Raw genomic sequence first — 19,881 nt, forward strand, 5'->3', positions numbered from 1 at the left:
GCACCGTTTTGCGTTAACCGGGGGCCCTTCCTTCAAAGTAAGGAGAGGGCATGTTCGGACGCGGGAACAAGGAACTCGACGCGGCGGTGAAGGAGTTGGCGAAGGCCGACACCCTCGCCTTCGGCGGAGTGGGCATCGCCGGCACGGTGCTGCCGCAGACCGAGGCGTACCGGGAGGTCGAGCGGCAGCTCGACGCGCACCCGGAACAGGCCCGGCGGAAGGTCGACTGGCTGCTGGCACACGGCTCGCCGGCCGGCCGGGCGTACGCGGCGACCCTGCTTGACCGGGCTGACCCGGCGGCGGCCCGCGCGGCCTGGGAGTCGCTGCGCGGCGAGGCAGCCGAGTTCGTTACCTTCGCCGGCTGCGTCATGGGCCGGACGAAACTGGGCGTGTACGCCGCCGATCAGCTCGCCGCCCCCGGCACGCCCGGTAGCTGACTCTCAACTCAGCGTTCTGCAGGTTTCCCCACGTGCGCGGGGTTGTTACCGTCACCGCCGACGCACCTGGGGAGGCGATCGGAATGCACCAGTCGGTGGCATATCTGGCGGCGGCGGGCTGCCTCGTCGCGGTGGCCGGAATCGTGGTCGCCGTGGTGGTGACCCGGCGGGCCAGAACCCGACCGGCCGGGCATGCCCGCCCGGCGGACCCGTTCCGCGACCGGGACGCCGACGCGTTGCGTGGCGACCCACGCCGGCTGAGCCCTGGCGACATCGTCGAGGTCCGCGGGACCTCGTACATGGTGCGCGGCTCGCTGTTGCTCAAGGAGGGCAGCTGGACCTGGTCGGAGCACCTGCTCGACGACGCCGGGGGTGGCCAGCTCTGGCTCTCCGTCGAGGAGGACCCCGACCTGGCGCTGGTGTTCTGGACGACGGACCCGGCGCTCACCCTCACCCCGGGCGCGCGGACCATCGACCTCGACGGCCACCGGTACACCAGCAAGGAGTCCGGGCACGCGCTGTTCAGCGGCACCGGCACCACCGGGCTCGACCCGTCCGGGGCCATGCGATACCACGACTACCGGGGGCCGGGCACCCTCCGGCTCTCCTTCGAGGCGTACGGAAACGCCTCGTGGGAGGTGGCCCGGGGCGACCTGCTGCACCGCTCCGAAGTGATGATCTACCCGCAGGCCGGGCCGGGGAAGGTGAGCTGACCCGTGCTGGTCACCCTCGACACCCCGTACGTCGACACCAGCGCCGCCGACCTCAGCCTCGCCCTCGGTGACGCGGAACGCCCCGCGCTGCACGTGCTCGACCTCGAACTGCCCACCGGCGTCCGGCTGCGGCTACGGCTGCTCGGCGCCTCCCACCAGGTGGTGCTCCGCGCGGCGGGCACCGAGCTGACCGAGACCGTGGCCTGCCTGCCCGGCCGCCAGCCCGAACTGCCCGCCACACGGCTGGACGAGGCGAACGGCTACCGGTTCACCGCCACGGTGCTGCGGCCGACGGGAACGGAGCTCAGCGACCGCGTCGCCGCGCTCCGCGCCGCGCTGGCCGGCGACCCGTACGCCCTCGTCGGGGTCTTCCCCGGCGACGTGGACGCGGTGACCGCCCTCGCGGTTCGGTCGGATCCGCCGGCCGGGACGGTTGCCTGGCGCACCTGGCACGCCTACCCCCAGACCAGCGAACTGGTCCTGACCGAGACGGTGGTGGCAACTGTGAGCGTGAGGAGTGAGCCGGGTTTGCGAGCCCCGCAGTCGCGAGCGGAGGTGGCCCTGTGAAGAAGACGTACCGGCCCTGGTTCGTGGTGGGTGCGGCGGTAGCCGTGATCGGCGCGCTGGTCGCCGCCTTCGCGATCTTCTTCGGCAACTTCTCTCCGCGCGGCTACGTGGAAGACAAGTACACCCGGACGGCCAGCCGGGACATCGGCGGGAACGCGGTCGCGTACACCTCGTCGAAGCCGCCGAGCCAGGTCGCCGACGACCTGACCGACGCGTGGAAGCCGGCCGACGAGTACGTCGATGGCAGCGGCGTCTACCTGCGCTACGACGACGATTCGGTGGTGATCCTGCCGATTGCCGCAGGCTCGGTGATCCTGCTCGAACGCATGACCACCGCCTACCCCCGCTACCACTCGACCGTCGGGTCGTACTGGGGCTGGGGACGCGGCAGCACCGTCCGGGGTGGCGGCCCCGGCGCCGGCAAGTAGCCCGACGACCGACCCCCTCAACCTGGAGCCTTTTGTGCAGAACCTCGTCATCGATTTGCTGGTCACCCTCGCCTACGGCGTGGTCGGCGTCGTCCTGATGGGCGTCGGCTACGGGCTGGTCGACGTGGCCACCCCCGGCAAGCTTCACGAACTGATCTGGACCGAGCGCAACCGCAACGCCGCGCTGCTGCTCTCCTCCAACCTGCTCGGCGTCGGCATCATCGTGGTAGCGGCCATCGTGGCCAGCGAGGACGACTTCGTCATCGGCCTGGTCGGTGCGACGGCGTACGGGATCGTCGGCCTGGTCATCATGGCCGCCGCGTTCGTGCTGCTCGACGCGGTGACGCCGGGCAGGCTGGGTGAGCTGTTGGTCGACCCGGAGCCGCACCCCGCGGTCTGGGTGTCGGCCGTGGTGCACCTCGCCACCGGCTCGATCATCGCCGCCGCCATCATCTGATGGCCTCCGGTAAACATCCGGTTGGCGGACGGCCGGGGCAGCCGGCGACGAAGCAGCTCTCCACGGCCGGCGGCTGGATCGTCGGGCTGGTGACCCTCGTGGTGGTCGCCGGCTGCATCGGGATCGGGGTGGCCAACAGCGACTCGAACAGCACCGATGTGCCCCCGCCGACGGCCGACGACCGGGCCGGCACCGTGCCGATCCTCGCGCAGGCCGCCGCCAGCCAGGGCATCTGCTACGGCTGGCGGCTGGGGGCGTACTACGGCAGCATGCTGAACGTCGGGTCGAACCTCGGCGACGGGGTGGCGGTGAGCGACAACCCGCGCTGCCCGCGTTGGGTGGAGGTGCGGGCCGAGGTGAGCTACACCTCGGAAAGCAGCGAGAGCAACGACAGCGCGACCGTCGACGTGGCGGGCTCGGCCGACATCGACCGCGCCGACCTGTACGCGGTGGAGAACGGCCTGCAACGGTTCGGGCTGGACTCCGACGTCTTCGTCGACGACCCCGGCTGGGCGGTCTGCCGGGCCGCCGTGGCCCTGCCGCTGCTGGTCGCCGAGGCCGGCGTGGCCCCACCGGTCGCCCCGCCGAGCGTCGACCCGGCCGCCCAGGTAGCCCCGCTTCCCGACGCCGGCAGCGACTTCTGGCGGGATCGCTGGGGCTGGCTGCTCGCCCTCGCCGGGCTGCTGCTGGTCGCCGGGCTGTTCTTCACCGTCGGCTTCGTGCAGCGCGGCCGGCAGCGGGCGGCCTTCGCCGGGCGTTCCCAGGGGAAGTCGTGACCACCGAGGCGCCGCCGGCGGTCGACGACGGCCAGGCCGCCCCGCCGCGCCGGCGGCTGGCCCGCACGGCGGTGCTGGTCGCGGTCTTCGTCTGCGCCGCCTGCGGGCTGGTGTACGAGCTGGCCCTGGTCGCGCTCGGCAGCTACCTGATCGGCGACACCGTCGGGCAGACGTCGATCGTGCTCGGGGTGATGGTCTTCGCGATGGGCGTCGGCGCGCTCGCCGCCAAGCCGTTGCAGCCCTGGGCCGCCGCCGCGTTCGCCGTGGTCGAGCTGCTCCTCGCCCTGCTCGGTGGCCTGTCGGTGCTCGGCCTCTATGCCGCCTTCGCCTGGCTGGACCTGTACGGTCCGGCGCTGGTCGGCACCGCGTTCGTGCTCGGGCTGCTGATCGGCGCGGAGATCCCGCTGCTGATGGTCATGCTGCAACGCATCCGGGAGCAGGCGGCCGGCAGCGCGGTGGCCGACCTGTTCGCCGCCGACTACGTCGGGGCGCTGCTCGGCGGGCTCGCCTTCCCGTTCCTGCTGATGCCGGTATTCGGCCAGCTCAGGGGTGCGCTGGTGGTCGGCGCGGTGAACGCGGTGGCCGGCGTTGCGTTGGTCTGCACGGTGTTCCGCGCCGACCTGGGCCGCCGGGCGCGGGCCGTGGTGGCCGCCGGCTCCGTCGTGGTCGCGCTCTGCCTCGGGTACGCGTGGATCACCGTCGGAGACTTCGAGGTGACCGCCCGCCAGCAGCTCTACCGGGACCCGGTGGTGCACGCGGAGCGCAGCCGCTACCAGGAGATCGTGCTGACCCGCTCGGTGCGGGAGGTCGGCCACGCCGACACCGACCTGCGGCTGTTCCTCAACGGTGACCTCCAGTTCAGCTCCGTCGACGAGTACCGCTACCACGAGGCGCTGGTGCATCCGGCGCTGAACGGCCCGCGCGGTGAGGTGCTGGTGCTCGGCGCCGGGGACGGGCTCGCGGTGCGGGAGATCCTGCGCTACCCCGACGTGCGGCGGGTGACCGTGGTCGACCTCGACCCGGCGGTGGTGAGGCTGGCGCGAAGCGAGCCGCAACTGCGCCTGCTCAACGGCGACGCGTTCGCCGACCCCCGGGTGCGGGTGGTCAACGTCGACGCGTTCGGTTGGCTGCGTACCGCCGCCGAGCGGTTCGACGTGGTGGTCGCCGATTTGCCCGACCCGGACGAGACGGCCACCGCCAAGCTCTACACCGTCGAGTTCTACGCGCTGGTCCGGTCGGTGCTCGCCGACAGCGGTCGGCTGGTGGTGCAGGCCGGCTCGCCGTACTTCGCGCCCCGGTCGTACTGGTCGATCGAGGCGTCGGTGCGGGAGGCCGGCTTCGCCACTACGCCGTACCACGTGGACGTGCCCAGCTTCGGCGACTGGGGGTTCCTGCTCGCCGCGTCCGGGGCCGCCCCGCCCCCGCTGGCGCTGCCCGCCACCGCGCCCCCGCTGCGCTTCCTGAGCGCCGGGACGCTTGCGTCGGCCGGGAACTTCCCCGCCGACCGGGGCCGCCTCGAGGTCCCCGCCTCCACCCTGTTGCAGCCCCGGGTGCTGGAGTACGCCCGCGCCGAGTGGCGCGGCTACTGAGCACCGGCGGCGGGCCGGTACGCCGGGCCTCGCCCGGCGCGCCCTCACGCCACCTGACGTGCCCGCCTGGCCCGTACTGGATACGGTGTGGGCCCCGACCTAGGGAAGGGACCATCGTGGTCAACCCTCACAGCCCACCACCGGCCCGGACACGTCCGGCCGTCGTTACCGCCTCCAGCTACCTGCTGATGCTCGTTGCCGCAGTCCAGGTGATCCAGTTGATCCTGACGCTGGCCACCATCGGCACCACCCGCGACGTGCTGCGGGACGCGTACGCCGGCACCGACGCCGAGATGGCCGATGCAATGGCGGGCTTCACCTTCGCGGTCGGCATCGGCGGGGCCGTTCTCGTGATGCTGTTCGCCCTCGGCCTGGTGGTGCTGGCCTTCCTGAACAACCGGGGCCGTAACGGTGCCCGGATCACCACCTGGGTGCTCGGCGGAATCCTGCTCTGTTGCAGCGGCGGCAACCTGCTCAGCAGCCTTGCCGGCGGCTTGGTCGGCACGGGCGGGACCACCACGGACGGGCCCAGCCCCGAGGAGCTCCAGCGCCGGCTGGAGGAGGAGTTGCCCTCCTGGCTGAACCCGGTCAGCACCCTGCTCACCGTCGTCGCGGCGCTCGCCCTGCTGGCCGCGCTGATCCTGCTGGCCCTGCCGGCGGCGAACGCGTTCTTCCGCAAGCCGCAGCAGGGCTGGGAGCCCCCGGTCCCGGGTGCCGCCTACCCGCAGAACCCGGGCTACCCGCAGAACCCGGGCTACCCGCAGCAAGCGGGATACCCGCAGCAGCCGGGATACCCGCAGGACCCGGGGTACCCGCACGGCAGCGGCCAGCCCGGCCACCCGGCTGCCCCGCACGCGACCCCCGGCTCGTCCGCACCGGACCAGTCGACCCCCTACCCGGACCAGCCCACCCCGGGTTCGTCGTACGACCCGCCGGGCCAGTCGGGGCCGGGGCAGTCGGCGGACCCCGGGCCGTCCACCGGCGGCGGCGGCGATTCAGGCGGCTCCTCGGGCGGCGATTCAGGCGGCTCCTCGTCGTCGGATTCGGGCTCGACGAACTGAGCACCGCACCGGGGCGCCGACGCGCCGGCCGATCGATGGACGACGCCGGCGCGGGGCACACCCGATAACGGCGACATCGACGATCCCTCCGAGTAGGTTCCAACCGGACGCCTACCGGAGGGATCTGTCGTGTCGTACCCCGATGAGGTGCCGGCTCGTCGCCCCGTGACGGTGGGGCTGGCGGCGGCGGTGCTGGTGTTGATGGCAGTCGGTGCGCTGGCCTACGCGGTCGCCGGCCTGGTCACCCTCGGCGGCACCGTCGACCGGTTCCGGGCAGCGGCGGCCGGCAGCACCACCGACCCCGGGGAGGTCGCCGACCTGGTCACCCTGCTGCGGGTCGCGGTGGGGCTGTCGGCGGTGCTGACCGTGCTGGTCGGCGTCGTGCTGGTCGGCCTGGCGTTCGGCCTGCTGGCCGGCCGGAGCGGGGCCCGGGTGGCGACGTGGGTGGTTGCCGGACTGGGTCTGGTCCTCGGCTGCTGCGGGCTCGTGGTGCTGGTCGGCCAGCGGGCCGTGCCGCTGCGGCTGCCCCAGAACGACCGGCCCGCCGCCGAACTGCTCGGCCTGGTCGGCGACGCCTACCCGTCCTGGTGGATTCCGGTCAACGCAGCCCTTTCCGTCGGCCAGTTGCTCGGTTACCTTGTGGTAACCGCGTTGCTGGCCCTGCCGGCCGCCAACGGGTGGTTCCGCCGGCCCCGTCGCCCGCCGGCCCCGCCCCGCCCCGCGTCAGCCGTGCCCCCGTACCCACCCCGATGAGGACACCCGTGACCGCAGAGCAGGCCCCCGTCGAGCGCCGTGCGCTGGTCACCGGCGCGACCGCCGGGATCGGCGCGGAGTTCGCCCGACGGCTGGCCGCCGACGGCTGGGCCCTCGTGCTGGTGGCCCGCGACGCCGCCCGGCTGGCGGCGGTCGCCGCCGAGCTGACGGGCCGGTACGGCCACCCGGTCGAGGTCGTCCCGGCGGATCTATCCACCGACGACGGTTGCGCCGCCGTGGAGCGCCGGCTGACCGCGGGCAGCCCCGTCGAGCTGCTGGTCAACAACGCCGGGATCAGCCTCAACCAGCCCTTCCTACGTTCCTCGGTCTCCGACGAGTCCCGCCTGCTGCGGCTGAACGTGCACGCCGTGCTGCGGTTGACCCTCGCCGCCGTCGGGCCGATGACCGACCGGGCTCATGGGGCAGTGATAAATGTCTCTTCGGTTGCGGGCTTCGGCCCGGTGATGCCGGGTTCGACCTACCCGGCGAGCAAGGCATGGGTCACGGCGTTCAGCGAGTCCGTGGACCTGACCACCCGCCCCCGCGGGGTGCAGGTCATGGCCCTGTGTCCCGGCTACACCCGCACCGGTGCCCACGAGCGGCTCGGCATCGACATGTCCGGCACCCCCCGCCTGATGTGGCTGCGGGTCGAGCAGGTGGTCGACGAAGCCCTACGTGACCTGCGGAAAGGTCGTTCCGTGAGCGTTCCGTCACGGCGCTACAGGCTGGCCGTCGCCGCAGTCCGGCACGCGCCCCGGGGCCTGCTGCGCCGGTTCGCCCGGGACACCCGCGGCCGCGACGAGCCCCGCCTCGGCTGACCTGCGGCCCAGCGTCCGCCAGTGGCGGCGGCGGGGAGTTTCTCCGGCCCGGCATGGCGGCGACGATCGCACAGAGTAGCCGAACATCGCCAACCATCGGTCGCCCGCAGGGCTGACCGGGGTGGGCCGCGCACACGGCTCCCAGAGTTGCGCAGTAACCTCTATCGGCATGGGGGACCACGACGACCTGCGTAAATTCATCACTGACCTGGCTGTGGTCCACGGGCGGGTGGTGCTCTCCTCGGGCCGGGAGGCGGACTGGTACGTCGATCTGCGACGTGTCACGCTCCATCACCAGGCCGCACCTCTGGTCGGTCGAGTGCTGCTCGACTTGACCTCCGACTGGGAGTACGACGCTGTCGGCGGCCTGACCCTGGGCGCCGACCCCGTCGCCCTCTCCATGTTGCACGCCGCGTCGACGACCGATCGCTCGCTCGATGCTTTCGTCGTCCGCAAAGCGGGTAAGGCTCATGGTCTGCAACGTCGCATCGAGGGGCCGGACGTTGCCGGACGACGGGTGCTGGCGGTCGAGGATACGTCCACGACCGGTGGCAGCGTGCTGACTGCGGTGGAAGCACTGCGCGAGGCAGGGGCCGAAGTAGTGGGTGTGGCGGTTATTGTTGATCGTGGCGCTGGCGACGCGGTGCGAGCCGCCGGACTGTCGTATCGGGCGGCCTATACGTTGGCTGACCTCGGCCTTGTGGCCTAAAAGTTTGCCGATTCGGATCTGCTGATATGCAGGCGGATCGATGCTGCTGGTGGAAGGATGGAATTCGTGGGAACTGCGTTGGCTGATATGACCATGCCTCAGATCTCGCCGCTTGCCGGCGAGCCGATCGAACGTGCCGACGCCGAGCGGCTTGCGGGGGTCCTCAAGGCCCTCGCGGACCCCGCTCGGCTGCGGCTGCTCAGCCTGATCCAATCGGCGCCCGAGGGTGAGGCGTGCGTGTGCGATTTGACCGCACCGCTCGGCCTCTCCCAGCCGACGGTCAGCCACCACCTGCGTATCCTCACCGAGGCCGGCTTGCTGGAGCGGGAGAAGCGCGGTGTCTGGGCGTACTACCGGCTGGTGCCGGCCGCGATCGCAACGATCGCGGATCTGCTCACCCCGCCGCGTAAGCGGGCCACCAAGAAGGCTCGCTGACGAGGTTCTGTTCCGGGCCGTCCCGTTTACGGGTTGGCATCGGGTGGCGTATCAGGGGTGGCGCCACCACCGGACGGTGACGCTTGTCCGCGTCATCGGCAGTTGCCTCGGTGATTCGTCCGCCGTCGATTCGTCACGGCCTTTTCCGATGGCCGGTCCCGTGCTGCGGGACCGGCCATCGGCGTACGTATTGGCGGCCCTCGCCGTCAGCGGCCCTGGCCCTGCTCCGGCCACTGCCCGCCACCGTGCGACGGCTGCTGCTGCGGGTGTTGCGACGCCTGCTGCTGCCCGTACGGCTGCTGCGGCGTCCGGTCGTGGTCATGGGGGTGACGGTGGTGCTCGATGGCGTCCCGGACGGCCTCCACCGCGCCGACGGCGCTGGCCGCCGCCACCGCGGTCATCACCTCGCCACGCTTACGGGCACGTCGGTCGCGGAGGAACTCGAAGAAGATCGGCAGCACCGAGATCAGGATGATCAGCGCGACCACCGGCAGGATGTACCGGTCGATCTTGTCGCCGATCGCGTTGTAGATCTGCTCGGCGAGCAGGTACCCGATCAGCAGGATGCCGTCCACCCAGAGGACCGCGCCGACGATGTTCCAGAGCAGGAACTGCTTGGCCGGCATGCCGAGCGCCCCGGCCACCGGGTTGAGGAACGTGCGGACGATCGGGATGAACCGGGCCAGCACCACGGCCTTGGCCGGGCCGAACTTCTGGAAGTAGTACTCCGCCTTCTCCACGTACTCCCGCTTGAACAGCCGGGAGTTGGGGCGCTCGAACATCCGCCGGCCGTACCGCGAGCCGAGCCAGTGCCCGAGCTGGGCGCCGCCGATCGCGCAGATCGGCCCGCCGATCAGGAGCCCGACCAGGGAGAGCCGGGTACCGTCGCCGAAGATCGCGTCCGCGACCGGCGACGAGGCGACGCCGGCCAGGAACAGCAGCGAGTCGCCCGGGAAGAAGAAGCCGACGAGCAGGCCCGTCTCGGCAAACAAGATCACCCAGACGCCGATCAGCCCGAAGGTCTGCAGCAGATCCTTCGGATCGAGCGGATTCAGGGCGACGGTCTCGGAGACCGCCCGTGCCTTCTCTGCTGTGTCCACGGCCACACAGGCTACCGAACCCCGGTGCCGCACCGGCCCGGGACCGCCCCGATCCACCCGGGGCGGTGCCGGGCCGCGCCCCCGGTCGGCCTTTCGGCGACCGTCACAGGCGGGGGTCGACCGGCTCGGACTCGCACGCCAGGATCGCGAAGACCAACTGGTGACGGCGCCAGAGCGGGGCGTCCGCAGCCAGCGCGTCCAGGGCGGCCAGGCCGAGCGCGTGCTCGCGCAGTGCCAGCCCCCGCTTGCGGCCCAAGGACCGCCGGCGCAGCGCGGCGAGCTGCTCCGACTCGGTGTACCCCGGGCCGTAGATGATCCGCAGGTACTCCCGGCCCCGACACTTGATCCCTGGCTGGAGCAGCGAGCCGCGCGGCGAACGTGCGGCCGGCCCTCCGTACGGCTTCACCACCATGCCCTCACCGCCGTCGGCGGTCAGCGCCAGCCACCAGTCGGTGGCGTCGGTCTTGGCCGTGACGTCGGCCAGGTCGACGACCCGCCGCCGGGTGGCGGTGAAGAACTCCGGGTCAGCGGCGCAGAGCCGGTCAGCCAGGTCGAGGTGCCAGCCGTGGTCCCGGTCGGCGTGGCTGGCCCCCGCCGAGGCGAGCACCGCGAACGGCGCGAGGGTCACCCCGCGCAGCCCGTCGGTCGGCCCCACGTACGCCCGGTACGCCGCCGAGTACGCCTCCACCTCCGCCCGGCGGGCAGCCATCCGTTCCCGCAGCCCGTCGACCGGCAGACCCCGCCCGACCGCCGCGTCCAGGGTGGCCAGCACCGCCGGCAGGACGGCCCGGCCGGCCGCACCCACGCTCGCGTACTGCTCCCGGATCAGCCCGTCGGCCTTCGCCGACCAGGGCAGCAACTCGCAGTCCAGCAGCAGCCAGTCGGTGTCCAACTCCGCCCAGAGTTCCGCCGCGGTCACTGCCGCCCGGACCCGGTCCAGCAGCTCGCCGTCTGACGGGTGGCCGAAGAACGGGCGGCCGGTGCGGGTGTGCACCACCCCGCCGCCCGGCCCGAACGGGCCGCCGTCCGGGTCGCGGCAGACCAGCACCACGGCCCGCGAGCCCATGTGCTTCTCCTCGCAGACCACCCGGTCGACGCCGGCCGACCGGAAGTCGGCGAACGCCTGCGCCGGGTGCTCCAGGAACCCCTCGACGGTCGACGTCGAGCAGGGCGCCATCGTCGGCGGCAGCCAGGTCAGCCAGTGCGGGTCGACCGCGAACCGGCTCATCACCTCCAACGCGGCGGCGGCGTTCTCCGCCGGCACGGTCAGCGTCCCGTACGCGTGCTCGATGTGCCGGCGGCCGGCGACGTCGCGCAGGTCCAGCACCGTGTCGGGGCGGGCCGGGGCGGGCGCTACCAGCGGGCGGGCCGGCGCGTACCACTCCCGCACCGCGTCGACGGAGACCAACTCCTTCTCCGGGTACCGCAGTGCGGTCAGCTTCCCGCCGAACACGCAGCCGGTGTCGACGCAGATCGTGTTGTTCACCCACTCCGGCACCGGGGTGGGCGTGTGCCCGTACACGACCATGGCCGAGCCCCGGTAGTCGCGCGCCCACGGGTAGCGCACCGGCAGGCCGTACTCGTCGGTCTCGCCGGTCGTCTCCCCGTACAGCGCGAACGACCGCACCCGGCCCGACGCGCGGCCGTGGTACTCCTCCTTCAGCCCGGCGTGCGCGACCACCAGCCGACCGCCGTCGAACACGAAGTGGCTGACCAGGCCGTCGATGAACGCCGCGACCTCCGCGACGAACTCCGCCGGCTCCGCCTCCAACTGGGCCATCGTCTCGGCCAGGCCGTGGGTGAGCCGCACGTCCCGGCCGCGCAGCTTGCGCAACAGCTTCTGCTCGTGGTTGCCCGGCACGCAGATCGCGTGGCCGGCCGCCACCATGCCCATCACCAGGCGCAGCACCCCGGGGGAGTCCGGGCCGCGGTCCACCAGGTCACCCACGAAGACAGCGGTACGACCAGCCGGGTGCGCCGCGTCCACCGAGCGGCCCGCGTCGTCGCGGCGCAGGCCGTAGTCCAGCCGGAGCAGCAGCGCCTCCAGTTCCTCGCGGCAGCCGTGGATGTCGCCGACGATGTCGAACGGCCCGGTCAGCTCCCGCCGGTCGTTGAACAGCTTTTCGTACCGGATCTCCGCCGCGTCGATCTCCTCGACGCCCCGCAGCACGTGCACCCTGCGGAAGCCCTCCCGGGCGAGCAGCCCGTACGACCGGCGCAGGTCCCGTTGCATCCGGGACAGCACCGGCCGGCCGAAGGCGCGGTCGGCGCGGGCCTGCGTGCGTTCCCAGGCGATGGCCTCCGGCACGTCCAGCGCGATCGCGACCGGCAGCACGTCGTGTTCCCGGGCCACCCGGACCAACCCGGCGCGGGCGTGCGGCTGGAGGTTCGTGGCGTCCACGACGGTGAGCCGGCCGCGCCGAAGCCGGAGGCCGGCGACGTGGTGCAGCGCGTTGAACGCGTCCGTCGACGCCGACTGGTCGTTCTCGTCGTCGGCGACCAGCGCCCGGAAGGCGTCGGAGGAGAGCACCTGGCTCGGGGCGAAGTGCCGCCGGGCGAAGGTGGACTTGCCGGAACCGGAGACGCCGACCAGCGCCACCAGGGCCAGCTCGGGAATGTCGATCATCGGGTCTCCTCCTTCGTCGTCTCGTCGGTCTTCGTTGTCTCGTCGGTCTTCGTCGTTTCAGCGGTGCGGAACACGGCGAGCTGGGTGGGCGGGCCGACCTCCGGGTCGTCGTCGCCGATTCCGTCGATCGTCGCGGTGTAGCCATGCGTGGCGGCGACCCGGTCGACCCAGGCGGCGAACTCGGCCCGGGTCCACTCGAAGCGGTGGTCCGGGTGCCGGAACCGGCCCGGTGTCAGCCCCTCGTAGCGGACGTTGTGCTCGACGTTCGGCGTGGTCACCACGACGGTGCCCGGCCGGGCGTGGCCGAACACGGCGTCCTCCAGCGCCGGTAGGCGCGGCGGGTCGACGTGCTCGACGACCTCCATGAGCACCGCCGCGTCATATCCGCGCAGCCGGTCGTCCCGATAGGTCAGCGCGGACTGCCACAGCCGGATCCGGTCCCGCTGCCGCTCCGGCAGCCGGTCCAGCCGCAGCCGGCGCTCGGCCAACGTCAGTGCCCGGGCGGACACATCGGTGCCGACGATCTCCGTGTACCGGCGGTCGCCGACCAGGGCAGAGAGCAGCGCGCCGGGACCGCAGCCGAGGTCGAGCACCCGGGTCGCCCCGCTCGCGGCGAGGGCGGCGAGCACCGCCTCCCGGCGGCGCGCCGCCAGCGACGGCCGGCTCGGGGTCTCCTCGCCGTCGGACTCGGCCACGCTGTCGACGGGCGGCTCGTCGGCCAGCCGCTGCTCGGCGAGCCGGGTCAGGGCCTCCCCGGCCAGGGCGCGGCGGTGGGCGAGGTAGCGGCGGGTGATGGTGGACCGCTCCGGGTGCCCGGCCAGCCAGCCAGCCCCCGCCCGGAGCAGTTTGTCGATCTCGTCGGGGGCCACCCAGTAGTGCTTCGCGTCGTCGAGCACCGGCAGCAGCACGTACAGGTGGTTCAGGGCGTCGGCGAGTCGCAGCGTGCCGGTCAGCGTCAGGTCGACGTACCAGCTGTCGCCCCACTGCGGGTACGCCTCGTCGAGCGGGATCGGGGTGGCCGTCACCGCCCAGCCCAGCGGGGCGAACATCCGGTCGGCCAGGTCGGCCCCGCCCCGGCAACGAAGCACCGGCACCCGCACCTCCAGCGGGATCGCGGCGGCGGCCAGCTCGGGCCGGTCCCGGGACTCGCCGCGCAGGGCGGACCGGAACACCTTGGCCAGCGCGGAGGAGAGCAGGCTGGACGCGGCGTACGGCCGGTCGTTGACGTACTGGCCGAGGGTGAAGGTGTCCGGGGCGGCCGGCTGGCTGCGGCCCCGGCCTTTGCCGCGCCCGCCGGCCAGCCGCAGCGGGTCCACGTCGACCAGCAGGGCGACGGTGCATCGCTGCTCGCTCGCCTCGGGGTAGACCACGTGTGCGGCACCGACGGGCAGCTCGAAGGAGTGCACCCGGTCGGGGTGCTTGACCAGCAGGTACCCGAGGTCGGTCGCCGGCCGGTGGGTGGTGGTCAGGGTGAGCAGCACGCGCCTATGGTGTCAGGGCTTCCGATCTTGCGTCGTCCCGTTTATGTCCGACCCGTCGTCCACGACGGCGCTCCGCCGGCCCGGGGCGGGCTCGACGGGGCGCCGGTGATGCGGGGTCGGTCAGGCGACGAACCGGGCCCGCCGGCGCCTGGTCACCAGGTAGCCGCCGGTGCCGGCGACGAGCAGCAGGCCGAGCATGCCCGAGCGGCACAGGTACGTACGGGTGCCCAGTCGCAACGAGCAGTTGTCGGGGAACCCCGACGGCGGTGGTGCTGATCCTAGGGACTTCTCGAAGACCACTGGTGTCCCTTTCGGTCGGCCTTCGACCGATCGAGCCGAAAGGCTGAACCCGTCTACCGCAACGTTCAGCGGTCCGGATCCCGTCATCAGGGCAGGACACCGGGAGGTGCAGTGACGTACGAGGAGTTCGCCGATTCGCGGCTGACCGCCCTGCTGCGGTACGCGATCATGCTGACCGGCGACCCGCACCAGGCGCAGGACCTGGTGCAGGAGACCATGGTGCGGGCCCAGTTGAACTGGCGGCGGGTGGCGCGGGCCGACTCCCCGGAGCGGTACGTGCGCCGGATGCTCACCAACCAGTACGTCGACTGGCGACGCGGCTCGTGGGTGCGCCGGGTGCTGCTGCGCGCCGAGACCGACGACGTTCCGGTCTCCACCGACCACGCGCAGACCGCGGTGGATCGGGACCAGGTCTGGACCTGGCTGAGCCGCCTGCCGCGGCGGCAGCGCGCCACCCTGGTGCTGCGCTACTACGAGGACCTGCCCGACGCGGAGATCGCCGAGATCCTCGGCTGCGCGGTCGGCACCGTCCGTTCGTCCATCTCTCGCGCCCTGGCCACGCTCCGGGCCGAATACGTGGAGGCCTGCTCATGATCGAGGACGACCTGCGTGCCGCGTTCGCCCGGCACGAACCGCTGACCCCGGCGACCGGCCCGCTGCGGGCCGCCATCGACCGGCTCGCCGCCGTCCGTCGCCGTCGGCGGCGGCGCACCGCGCTCGGCGGGGCGACCCTGGCCCTGCTGGCGGTCACTGGGCTCGGCTCGGCTCAGGTCGTCACCTCGGCGCAGGCCCCGGGGCAGGCCGAACTCGTCGGCGACCCGACCGGTGGGGGACCCTCCGGGGGGATGAACCTGCTGCTTCTCGGCGTGGACTCCAGCGGACCGCAGCCCCCGATGGCCGACTCGATCCTGCTGGTGCACGTGCCGGCCGACCGCAGCCGGCTCTACCTGCTCTCGATTCCGCGCGATCTGAAGGTGGCGGTCCCCGGCCACGGCAGCGACAAGATCAACGCCGCCTTCGCCTTCGGGAGCCGCGGGGAGGGGCGACAGCCCGACCTCGGCGCGGGCTACCACCTCACCTCGCAGGTCGTGGTCCGGTTGACCGGGGTACGCGTCGACGCGGGCGCGGTGCTGACCTATCCCGTGCTGCGGAAGGTCACCGACGCGGTGGGCGGGGTGGAGCTCTGCCTGCCGACCGAGGTGCGCTCGATCCAGACCAGCCGGACGTACCCGGCTGGCTGCCAGCACCTGGACGGCACCGCCTCGGTGGACCTGCTCCGGCAGCGGCGCACCCTTGCCGACGACGGTCTGGACCGGGACCGCAACGCCCAGCGATTCGCCGCCGCCCTGGTGCGTCGGGTTGACGAGCGGGGCGTTCTGCACGACCCGGTGCGGCTGTCCCGGCTGGCCGCCGACATCGGCCCGCACCTCACCCTCAACTCGGCGAGCGGCTCGCTGCTCGACCTGCTGGCCCTCGTGCCCCGGTTGAGGTCCGCCGAGGTGGTCGGCCTCAACCTGCCGGCCGTGCTGGTCGACGCCTCGGCCCACCGCTACGAGCCGGACCCGGCCGCCGCCCCGGAGTTGCTCGCCGCGCTGCGCGAGGACCGCCTCGCGGCGTGGGTCGCGGCGTACCCCGAGCGGGTCACCGGCCCGCGCTGACGCCGGGCGGTGGACACCCACCCGCCGCCCGGCGGAACGGGCTCAGCGGTAGTCGTCCTCGTCGGGCGCGACCACCCGGGCCTGCTCGATGGCGTCCCAGTCGTCGACCTCCAGGCCCCGGCTCGGCTCCGCCTCGCCGTCGGCCGGATCGGTCGAGGTGGCCTGCTCCACGACGTCGGCAGGGGGCGCCTCCGGGTCCCGCTCCTCCGGAGCGAGGTGGTCGCTCGGAGCGAAGTCCTCGTCGGGCTGAGTCATCGTCCCTCCCTGATCACGGTGGAGAACTACCCACACCGTACGGGCTGACCGGGGTGCCCGCCCGAAGGCGGGGAGAAGCCGAGTCGACGGAATCGCCCCTCCGGTCCCGGCCGGCGGTGCCAGGATGGGGCCGTGGGCTTTCTGATTCGGTTGGCGATCACCGCGATCGCGTTGTGGCTCACCACCCTGATCGTGCCCGGCGTCGAGGTGGGCGGCCAGTACGGCGGCAACACCGCGCTCACTCTGGTGGTGGTGGCGCTGATCTTCGGCGTGGTCAACGCCGTGCTCAAGCCGGTGATCAAGGTGGTGGGCTGCGTCTTCTACCTGCTGACCCTGGGGCTGTTCGCGCTGGTGGTCAACGCGCTGCTGTTCATGCTGACCGACTGGATCGCCCGCCAGGCGGACCTGCCGTTCCGGGTGGACGGCTTCTGGGCCGCCTTCTGGGGCGCCATCGTGATGGCGGTGGTGAGCTGGCTGATCAGCATCGCCGTGCCGGACCGGTGGGAGGGCCGGTGATGCGGCGGTGGGGCGCGCGACGCTCCGGTCAGCGGCCCGAGGCCGGGCGGGTCAAGGGTCGGTTGCGCCCGTGGTCGCCTCTTACGGGATACTTCCGACGGAGGACAGTGCGGTCCGGCGCACCACGGAAGACAGCGGCCAGTACGGCCGACAGCGGTAAGTAAGGAGCGTTTCGATATGCCCATCGCTTCCCCCGAGGCCTACGCGGAGATGCTGGACCGCGCCAAGGCGGGCCGGTACGCGTACCCCGCGATCAACGTGACCTCCTCGCAGACGCTGAACGCGGCGCTGAAGGGCTTCGCCGACGCCGAGAGTGACGGCATCATCCAGGTCTCCACCGGCGGCGCGGAGTACCTCTCCGGCCCGTCCGTGAAGGACATGGTCACCGGTGCGGTGGCGTTCGCCGCGTTCGCCCAAGAGGTCGCCAAGAAGTACCCGGTCAACATTGCCCTGCACACCGACCACTGCCCGAAGGACAAGCTGGACAAGTTCGTCCGGCCCCTGATGCAGATCTCCAAGGAGCGGGTCGCCGCCGGCCAGGATCCGCTGTTCCAGTCGCACATGTGGGACGGCTCGGCCGTGCCGGTGGCGGAGAACCTGCAGATCGCGTCCGAGCTGCTGGACCGGGCCGCCGAGGCCAAGATCGTCCTGGAGATCGAGGTCGGCGTCGTCGGCGGCGAGGAGGATGGCGTCGAGAACGCCATCAACGACAAGCTCTACACCACCGTCGATGATGGCCTGGCCATGGTCGAGGCCCTCGGCCTGGGTGAGAAGGGCCGCTACATGGCGGCGCTGACCTTCGGCAACGTGCACGGCGTCTACAAGCCGGGCAACGTCAAGCTCCGCCCGGAGATCCTCAACCAGATCCAGCAGGCGGTCGGCGCCAAGTACAGCAAGGACAAGCCGCTCAGCCTGGTCTTCCACGGTGGCTCCGGCTCCCTGCTGGAGGAGATCCGCGAGGCGCTGGACTACGGCGTGGTGAAGATGAACATCGACACCGACACCCAGTACGCCTTCACCCGGCCGGTCGCCGATCACATGCTCCGCAACTACGACGGCGTGCTGAAGGTCGACGGCGAGGTCGGCAACAAGAAGCTGTACGACCCGCGCGCCTGGGGCAAGCTCGCCGAGGCGGGGCTCTCCGCCCGCGTCGTCGAGGCCTGCGAGCACCTGCGCTCCACCGGCACGAAGATGAAGTAACACCCGCTGCGTGAACGACGGCCGGCACCCCGGGAGGGGCCGGCCGTCGTCGTCTCCAGGGGGTCAGCCGGCGGTCAGCACCCGGACCGCCTCCCGCACGTCGTCGGTCAGGTGCACCGTCGCGGAGAGGTCTCCGAACGGCGAGGCGGAGAGCAGCGGGCGCAGCAGCGCCTCGACCGGCAGCTCGGTCGTCCAGTAGGCCCGGTCCAGGAAGACGTACGCGCCACTGGCGCCGTCCGTGCCGTAGTAGGTCTTCGTCGCCGCCTGGAAGACCTCCTGCACCGTGCCGGCCCGCCCGGGTGCGAACACGATGCCGCCCCGGGCCAGCCGCAGGATGGTGTCCTCCCGGATGGCGTTCGAGAAGTACTTGGCGATCCGCCCGGCGAAGAGGTTCGCCGGCTCGTGGCCGTACAGCCAGGTGGGGATGGCCAGCCCGCCGGCGCGCGCCCAGCCCGGGTCGGCACCGCGCTGCGTGGGCACGGCCGACGGCACCCCGTACCGGCTGCGGACCTCCAGCGCGACGGCCGTGTAGCGCTCGTGGTCGGTGAAGTCCGGTGCGGTCGCGAGCAGGTCGATCGCCGCGGTCAACTCCTCGGCCGACCGGGTCGACAGGTACGCGCCCAGGTTGGCCGCCTCCATCACACCGGGGCCGCCGCCGGTCACCACCAGCCGGTCGGCCCGGGCCAGCTCCCAGCCCAGCACCGCCGCCATCCGGTACGGCGCGCTGCCCCGCCGCACAGCGTGCCCGCCCATCACGCCCACCACCGACTGTGGGCCGTGTTCGGCCAGCCAGGCGCGGGTGGCGTCGACGAGCGCATTGTCCACACCGTGGTCGTGCAGCCGCTGGCCGAGCGCCTCCTTGACGTCCGGCAGTGCGCCGCCGTGCGCCCGGAAGTGCGCGTACACCCGGCTGTCGTACATGGTCGCGAAGCCGCCCTCGGCGAAGCCTGCGGCCAGCTCCTCCGGGGTGTAGAGGTGCGACGGTTGGGTCGGGTACGGCAGCCCGGAAAAGGGCGGCACCACGTTCGCGCCGCGTCGGACCAGGTCCGCACCGACCTCGCGGGAGGCGAAGCGGCAGCCGACGAAGAGGGTGCCGGTCACCTCCGTCCCGGTGAGGTCGGGGATCGGGTCGACGTCGAGGCGCAGACCCTGAACGGTCAGTCCGGCCAGGGTCCCGGTGGTCAACCGCTGTTCGAAGGCGCTTCGGGTTTCGATTTCAGTGGCGATGGTGTCGTGCGGGGAGATGACGTCCGCAGGAGGTGGAGTCGGCACCAGCTCATCCTGCCCGCCCGAAGCAACCCGCCAAACCCGTCCGGGGCCGGGGTGGACGGCCCCGGACGACAGGAGCCCGGTGGCGAGGCCACCGGGCTCCTGCATAACCGGTTCCTGGGGAGGCTCCGGACCAATAGTTGTAGTGGAAGATGTCTTCCGGCGGCATGGGCCGCGGGTCCTGCCCCCGTGGCCACGGGCGTGACCAATGCCTCCACCGTTCGGCCAGCCCGGTTTGCCGACCCCCTCGCGCGGCGCTGAGCGAAGCGGGTTGAATGGGACGATGCAGAACCTGTTGCCTGAGCCGCCGGCCACCCTCCTGCCGGCGCACGACGAGGCCGACGCCACGCTCGCTGCCGCCATCGAGGCCGGCACCGACGAGGCGTACGCCGAGGTCGCGGCCCATTTCCCGACCTACAGTGCCGGCTGGGGCATGCTCGCGAGCCGAGCCCTGGATGCCGGTCAGGTCGTCCCGGCGTACGCGTACGCACGGACCGGTTACCACCGGGGCCTCGACCAGTTGCGCCGCAGCGGCTGGAAGGGGCACGGGCCGGTGCCCTGGTCGCACGCGCCCAACCAGGGCTTCCTGCGCTGCCTGTACGTGCTTTCCCGGGCTGCTGGCGAGATCGGCGAGGCGGACGAGGCGGCCCGCTGCGCCCAGTTCCTGCGTGACTGCGACCCGGCCGCCGGGGACGCCCTGGCCAGCGCCTGATCTTCCGAGCCGCTGCGACGG

22 protein-coding genes are annotated in these 19,881 nt (G+C 72.4%); 17 read left to right on the forward strand and 5 right to left on the reverse strand.

Translation table 11 applies throughout. The features are described 5' to 3' along the window. Positions 1-50: 50 nt before the first annotated feature. The 12 genes from SNR22_RS15435 to SNR22_RS15490 all read left to right on the forward strand — a co-directional run bounded on the left by SNR22_RS15435 (position 51) and on the right by SNR22_RS15490 (position 8,743). A complete protein-coding gene (locus SNR22_RS15435) occupies positions 51-437 on the forward strand; it encodes a hypothetical protein (protein ID WP_320067264.1) in 387 nt (128 codons plus the stop codon). 83 nt (positions 438-520) lie between these two features. After that, entirely contained in the window at positions 521-1,150 is a 630-nt protein-coding gene (locus tag SNR22_RS15440) for a DUF4178 domain-containing protein (protein WP_320067467.1), read from the forward strand. Positions 1,151-1,153: 3 nt separating this feature from the next. Next, a complete protein-coding gene (locus SNR22_RS15445; RefSeq protein WP_320067265.1) occupies positions 1,154-1,717 on the forward strand; it encodes a DUF2617 family protein in 564 nt (187 codons plus the stop codon). Next, positions 1,714-2,145: a DUF4247 domain-containing protein gene (locus SNR22_RS15450; protein ID WP_320067266.1), complete on the forward strand. Its 432-nt coding sequence runs from the start codon at positions 1,714-1,716 to the stop codon at positions 2,143-2,145. The genes SNR22_RS15445 and SNR22_RS15450 overlap by 4 nt, the downstream gene beginning before the upstream one ends. A 34-nt stretch (positions 2,146-2,179) precedes the next feature. After that, entirely contained in the window at positions 2,180-2,602 is a 423-nt protein-coding gene (locus SNR22_RS15455) for a DUF350 domain-containing protein (RefSeq protein WP_320067267.1), read from the forward strand. Then, positions 2,602-3,378 carry a hypothetical protein gene (locus SNR22_RS15460; protein ID WP_320067268.1) on the forward strand — a complete coding sequence of 259 codons (777 nt, stop codon included), beginning with the start codon at positions 2,602-2,604 and terminating at the stop codon, positions 3,376-3,378. Before SNR22_RS15455 ends, SNR22_RS15460 begins: the two co-directional genes overlap by 1 nt. Then, on the forward strand, positions 3,375-4,967 hold the full coding sequence (locus SNR22_RS15465) for a polyamine aminopropyltransferase (RefSeq protein WP_320067269.1): 1,593 nt from the start codon (positions 3,375-3,377) through the stop codon (positions 4,965-4,967). The genes SNR22_RS15460 and SNR22_RS15465 overlap by 4 nt, the downstream gene beginning before the upstream one ends. Positions 4,968-5,083: 116 nt before the next feature. Further along, positions 5,084-6,028: a hypothetical protein gene (locus SNR22_RS15470; RefSeq protein ID WP_320067270.1), complete on the forward strand. Its 945-nt coding sequence runs from the start codon at positions 5,084-5,086 to the stop codon at positions 6,026-6,028. 129 nt (positions 6,029-6,157) lie between these two features. Beyond that, positions 6,158-6,781 carry a hypothetical protein gene (locus SNR22_RS15475; RefSeq protein WP_320067271.1) on the forward strand — a complete coding sequence of 208 codons (624 nt, stop codon included), beginning with the start codon at positions 6,158-6,160 and terminating at the stop codon, positions 6,779-6,781. Further along, on the forward strand, positions 6,778-7,599 hold the full coding sequence (locus tag SNR22_RS15480; RefSeq protein WP_413775643.1) for an SDR family NAD(P)-dependent oxidoreductase: 822 nt from the start codon (positions 6,778-6,780) through the stop codon (positions 7,597-7,599). Before SNR22_RS15475 ends, SNR22_RS15480 begins: the two co-directional genes overlap by 4 nt. Before the next feature lie 169 nt (positions 7,600-7,768). Further along, positions 7,769-8,308, forward strand: a complete 540-nt coding sequence (gene pyrE, locus SNR22_RS15485; RefSeq protein ID WP_320067273.1) for an orotate phosphoribosyltransferase — start codon at positions 7,769-7,771, stop codon at positions 8,306-8,308. Between the two features lie 57 nt (positions 8,309-8,365). After that, the gene (locus SNR22_RS15490; RefSeq protein WP_320067274.1) at positions 8,366-8,743 is read left to right on the forward strand and encodes a metalloregulator ArsR/SmtB family transcription factor; all 378 of its coding nucleotides are present in this window, start codon (positions 8,366-8,368) and stop codon (positions 8,741-8,743) included. 206 nt (positions 8,744-8,949) lie between these two features. On the opposite strand, the gene SNR22_RS15495 is transcribed toward SNR22_RS15490, so the two are convergent. From SNR22_RS15495 to SNR22_RS15505, 3 genes are all read right to left on the reverse strand, one after another. Then, entirely contained in the window at positions 8,950-9,849 is a 900-nt protein-coding gene (locus SNR22_RS15495) for a DedA family protein (RefSeq protein ID WP_320067275.1), read from the reverse strand. 97 nt (positions 9,850-9,946) lie between these two features. Beyond that, positions 9,947-12,469, reverse strand: coding sequence for a polynucleotide kinase-phosphatase (locus tag SNR22_RS15500; protein ID WP_320067276.1), 2,523 nt, complete (start codon positions 12,467-12,469; stop codon positions 9,947-9,949). After that, the gene (locus tag SNR22_RS15505) at positions 12,466-13,950 is read right to left on the reverse strand and encodes a 3' terminal RNA ribose 2'-O-methyltransferase Hen1 (protein ID WP_320067277.1); all 1,485 of its coding nucleotides are present in this window, start codon (positions 13,948-13,950) and stop codon (positions 12,466-12,468) included. The genes SNR22_RS15500 and SNR22_RS15505 overlap by 4 nt, the downstream gene beginning before the upstream one ends. 411 nt (positions 13,951-14,361) lie before the next feature. On the opposite strand from SNR22_RS15505, the gene SNR22_RS15510 reads away from it, so the two are divergent. Together SNR22_RS15510 and SNR22_RS15515 are read left to right on the forward strand one after the other, a co-directional pair. After that, a complete protein-coding gene (locus SNR22_RS15510; protein WP_320067278.1) occupies positions 14,362-14,844 on the forward strand; it encodes a SigE family RNA polymerase sigma factor in 483 nt (160 codons plus the stop codon). Further along, positions 14,841-15,908 carry an LCP family protein gene (locus SNR22_RS15515; protein WP_320067279.1) on the forward strand — a complete coding sequence of 356 codons (1,068 nt, stop codon included), beginning with the start codon at positions 14,841-14,843 and terminating at the stop codon, positions 15,906-15,908. The genes SNR22_RS15510 and SNR22_RS15515 overlap by 4 nt, the downstream gene beginning before the upstream one ends. A 42-nt stretch (positions 15,909-15,950) precedes the next feature. On the opposite strand, the gene SNR22_RS15520 is transcribed toward SNR22_RS15515, so the two are convergent. Beyond that, positions 15,951-16,163, reverse strand: a complete 213-nt coding sequence (locus SNR22_RS15520; RefSeq protein WP_320067280.1) for a hypothetical protein — start codon at positions 16,161-16,163, stop codon at positions 15,951-15,953. Positions 16,164-16,295: 132 nt separating this feature from the next. Between SNR22_RS15520 and SNR22_RS15525 the strand changes: the two genes are divergently transcribed. After that, positions 16,296-16,679, forward strand: coding sequence for a phage holin family protein (locus SNR22_RS15525; RefSeq protein WP_320067281.1), 384 nt, complete (start codon positions 16,296-16,298; stop codon positions 16,677-16,679). Positions 16,680-16,856: 177 nt separating this feature from the next. Further along, positions 16,857-17,879 carry a class II fructose-bisphosphate aldolase gene (gene fbaA / locus SNR22_RS15530; protein WP_320067282.1) on the forward strand — a complete coding sequence of 341 codons (1,023 nt, stop codon included), beginning with the start codon at positions 16,857-16,859 and terminating at the stop codon, positions 17,877-17,879. A gap of 63 nt (positions 17,880-17,942) precedes the next feature. Here the strand turns inward: fbaA and SNR22_RS15535 are convergent, their stop codons facing one another. Beyond that, positions 17,943-19,151: a hypothetical protein gene (locus SNR22_RS15535; RefSeq protein WP_320067283.1), complete on the reverse strand. Its 1,209-nt coding sequence runs from the start codon at positions 19,149-19,151 to the stop codon at positions 17,943-17,945. Positions 19,152-19,431: 280 nt separating this feature from the next. Here SNR22_RS15535 and SNR22_RS15540 point away from each other — a divergent pair, with 280 nt between their 5' ends. Beyond that, positions 19,432-19,860, forward strand: coding sequence for a DUF3151 domain-containing protein (locus SNR22_RS15540; RefSeq protein WP_320067284.1), 429 nt, complete (start codon positions 19,432-19,434; stop codon positions 19,858-19,860). Positions 19,861-19,881 lie beyond the last annotated feature (21 nt).

Source organism: Micromonospora sp. RTGN7 (assembly GCF_033804645.1).
Taxonomy (GTDB): domain Bacteria; phylum Actinomycetota; class Actinomycetes; order Mycobacteriales; family Micromonosporaceae; genus Micromonospora.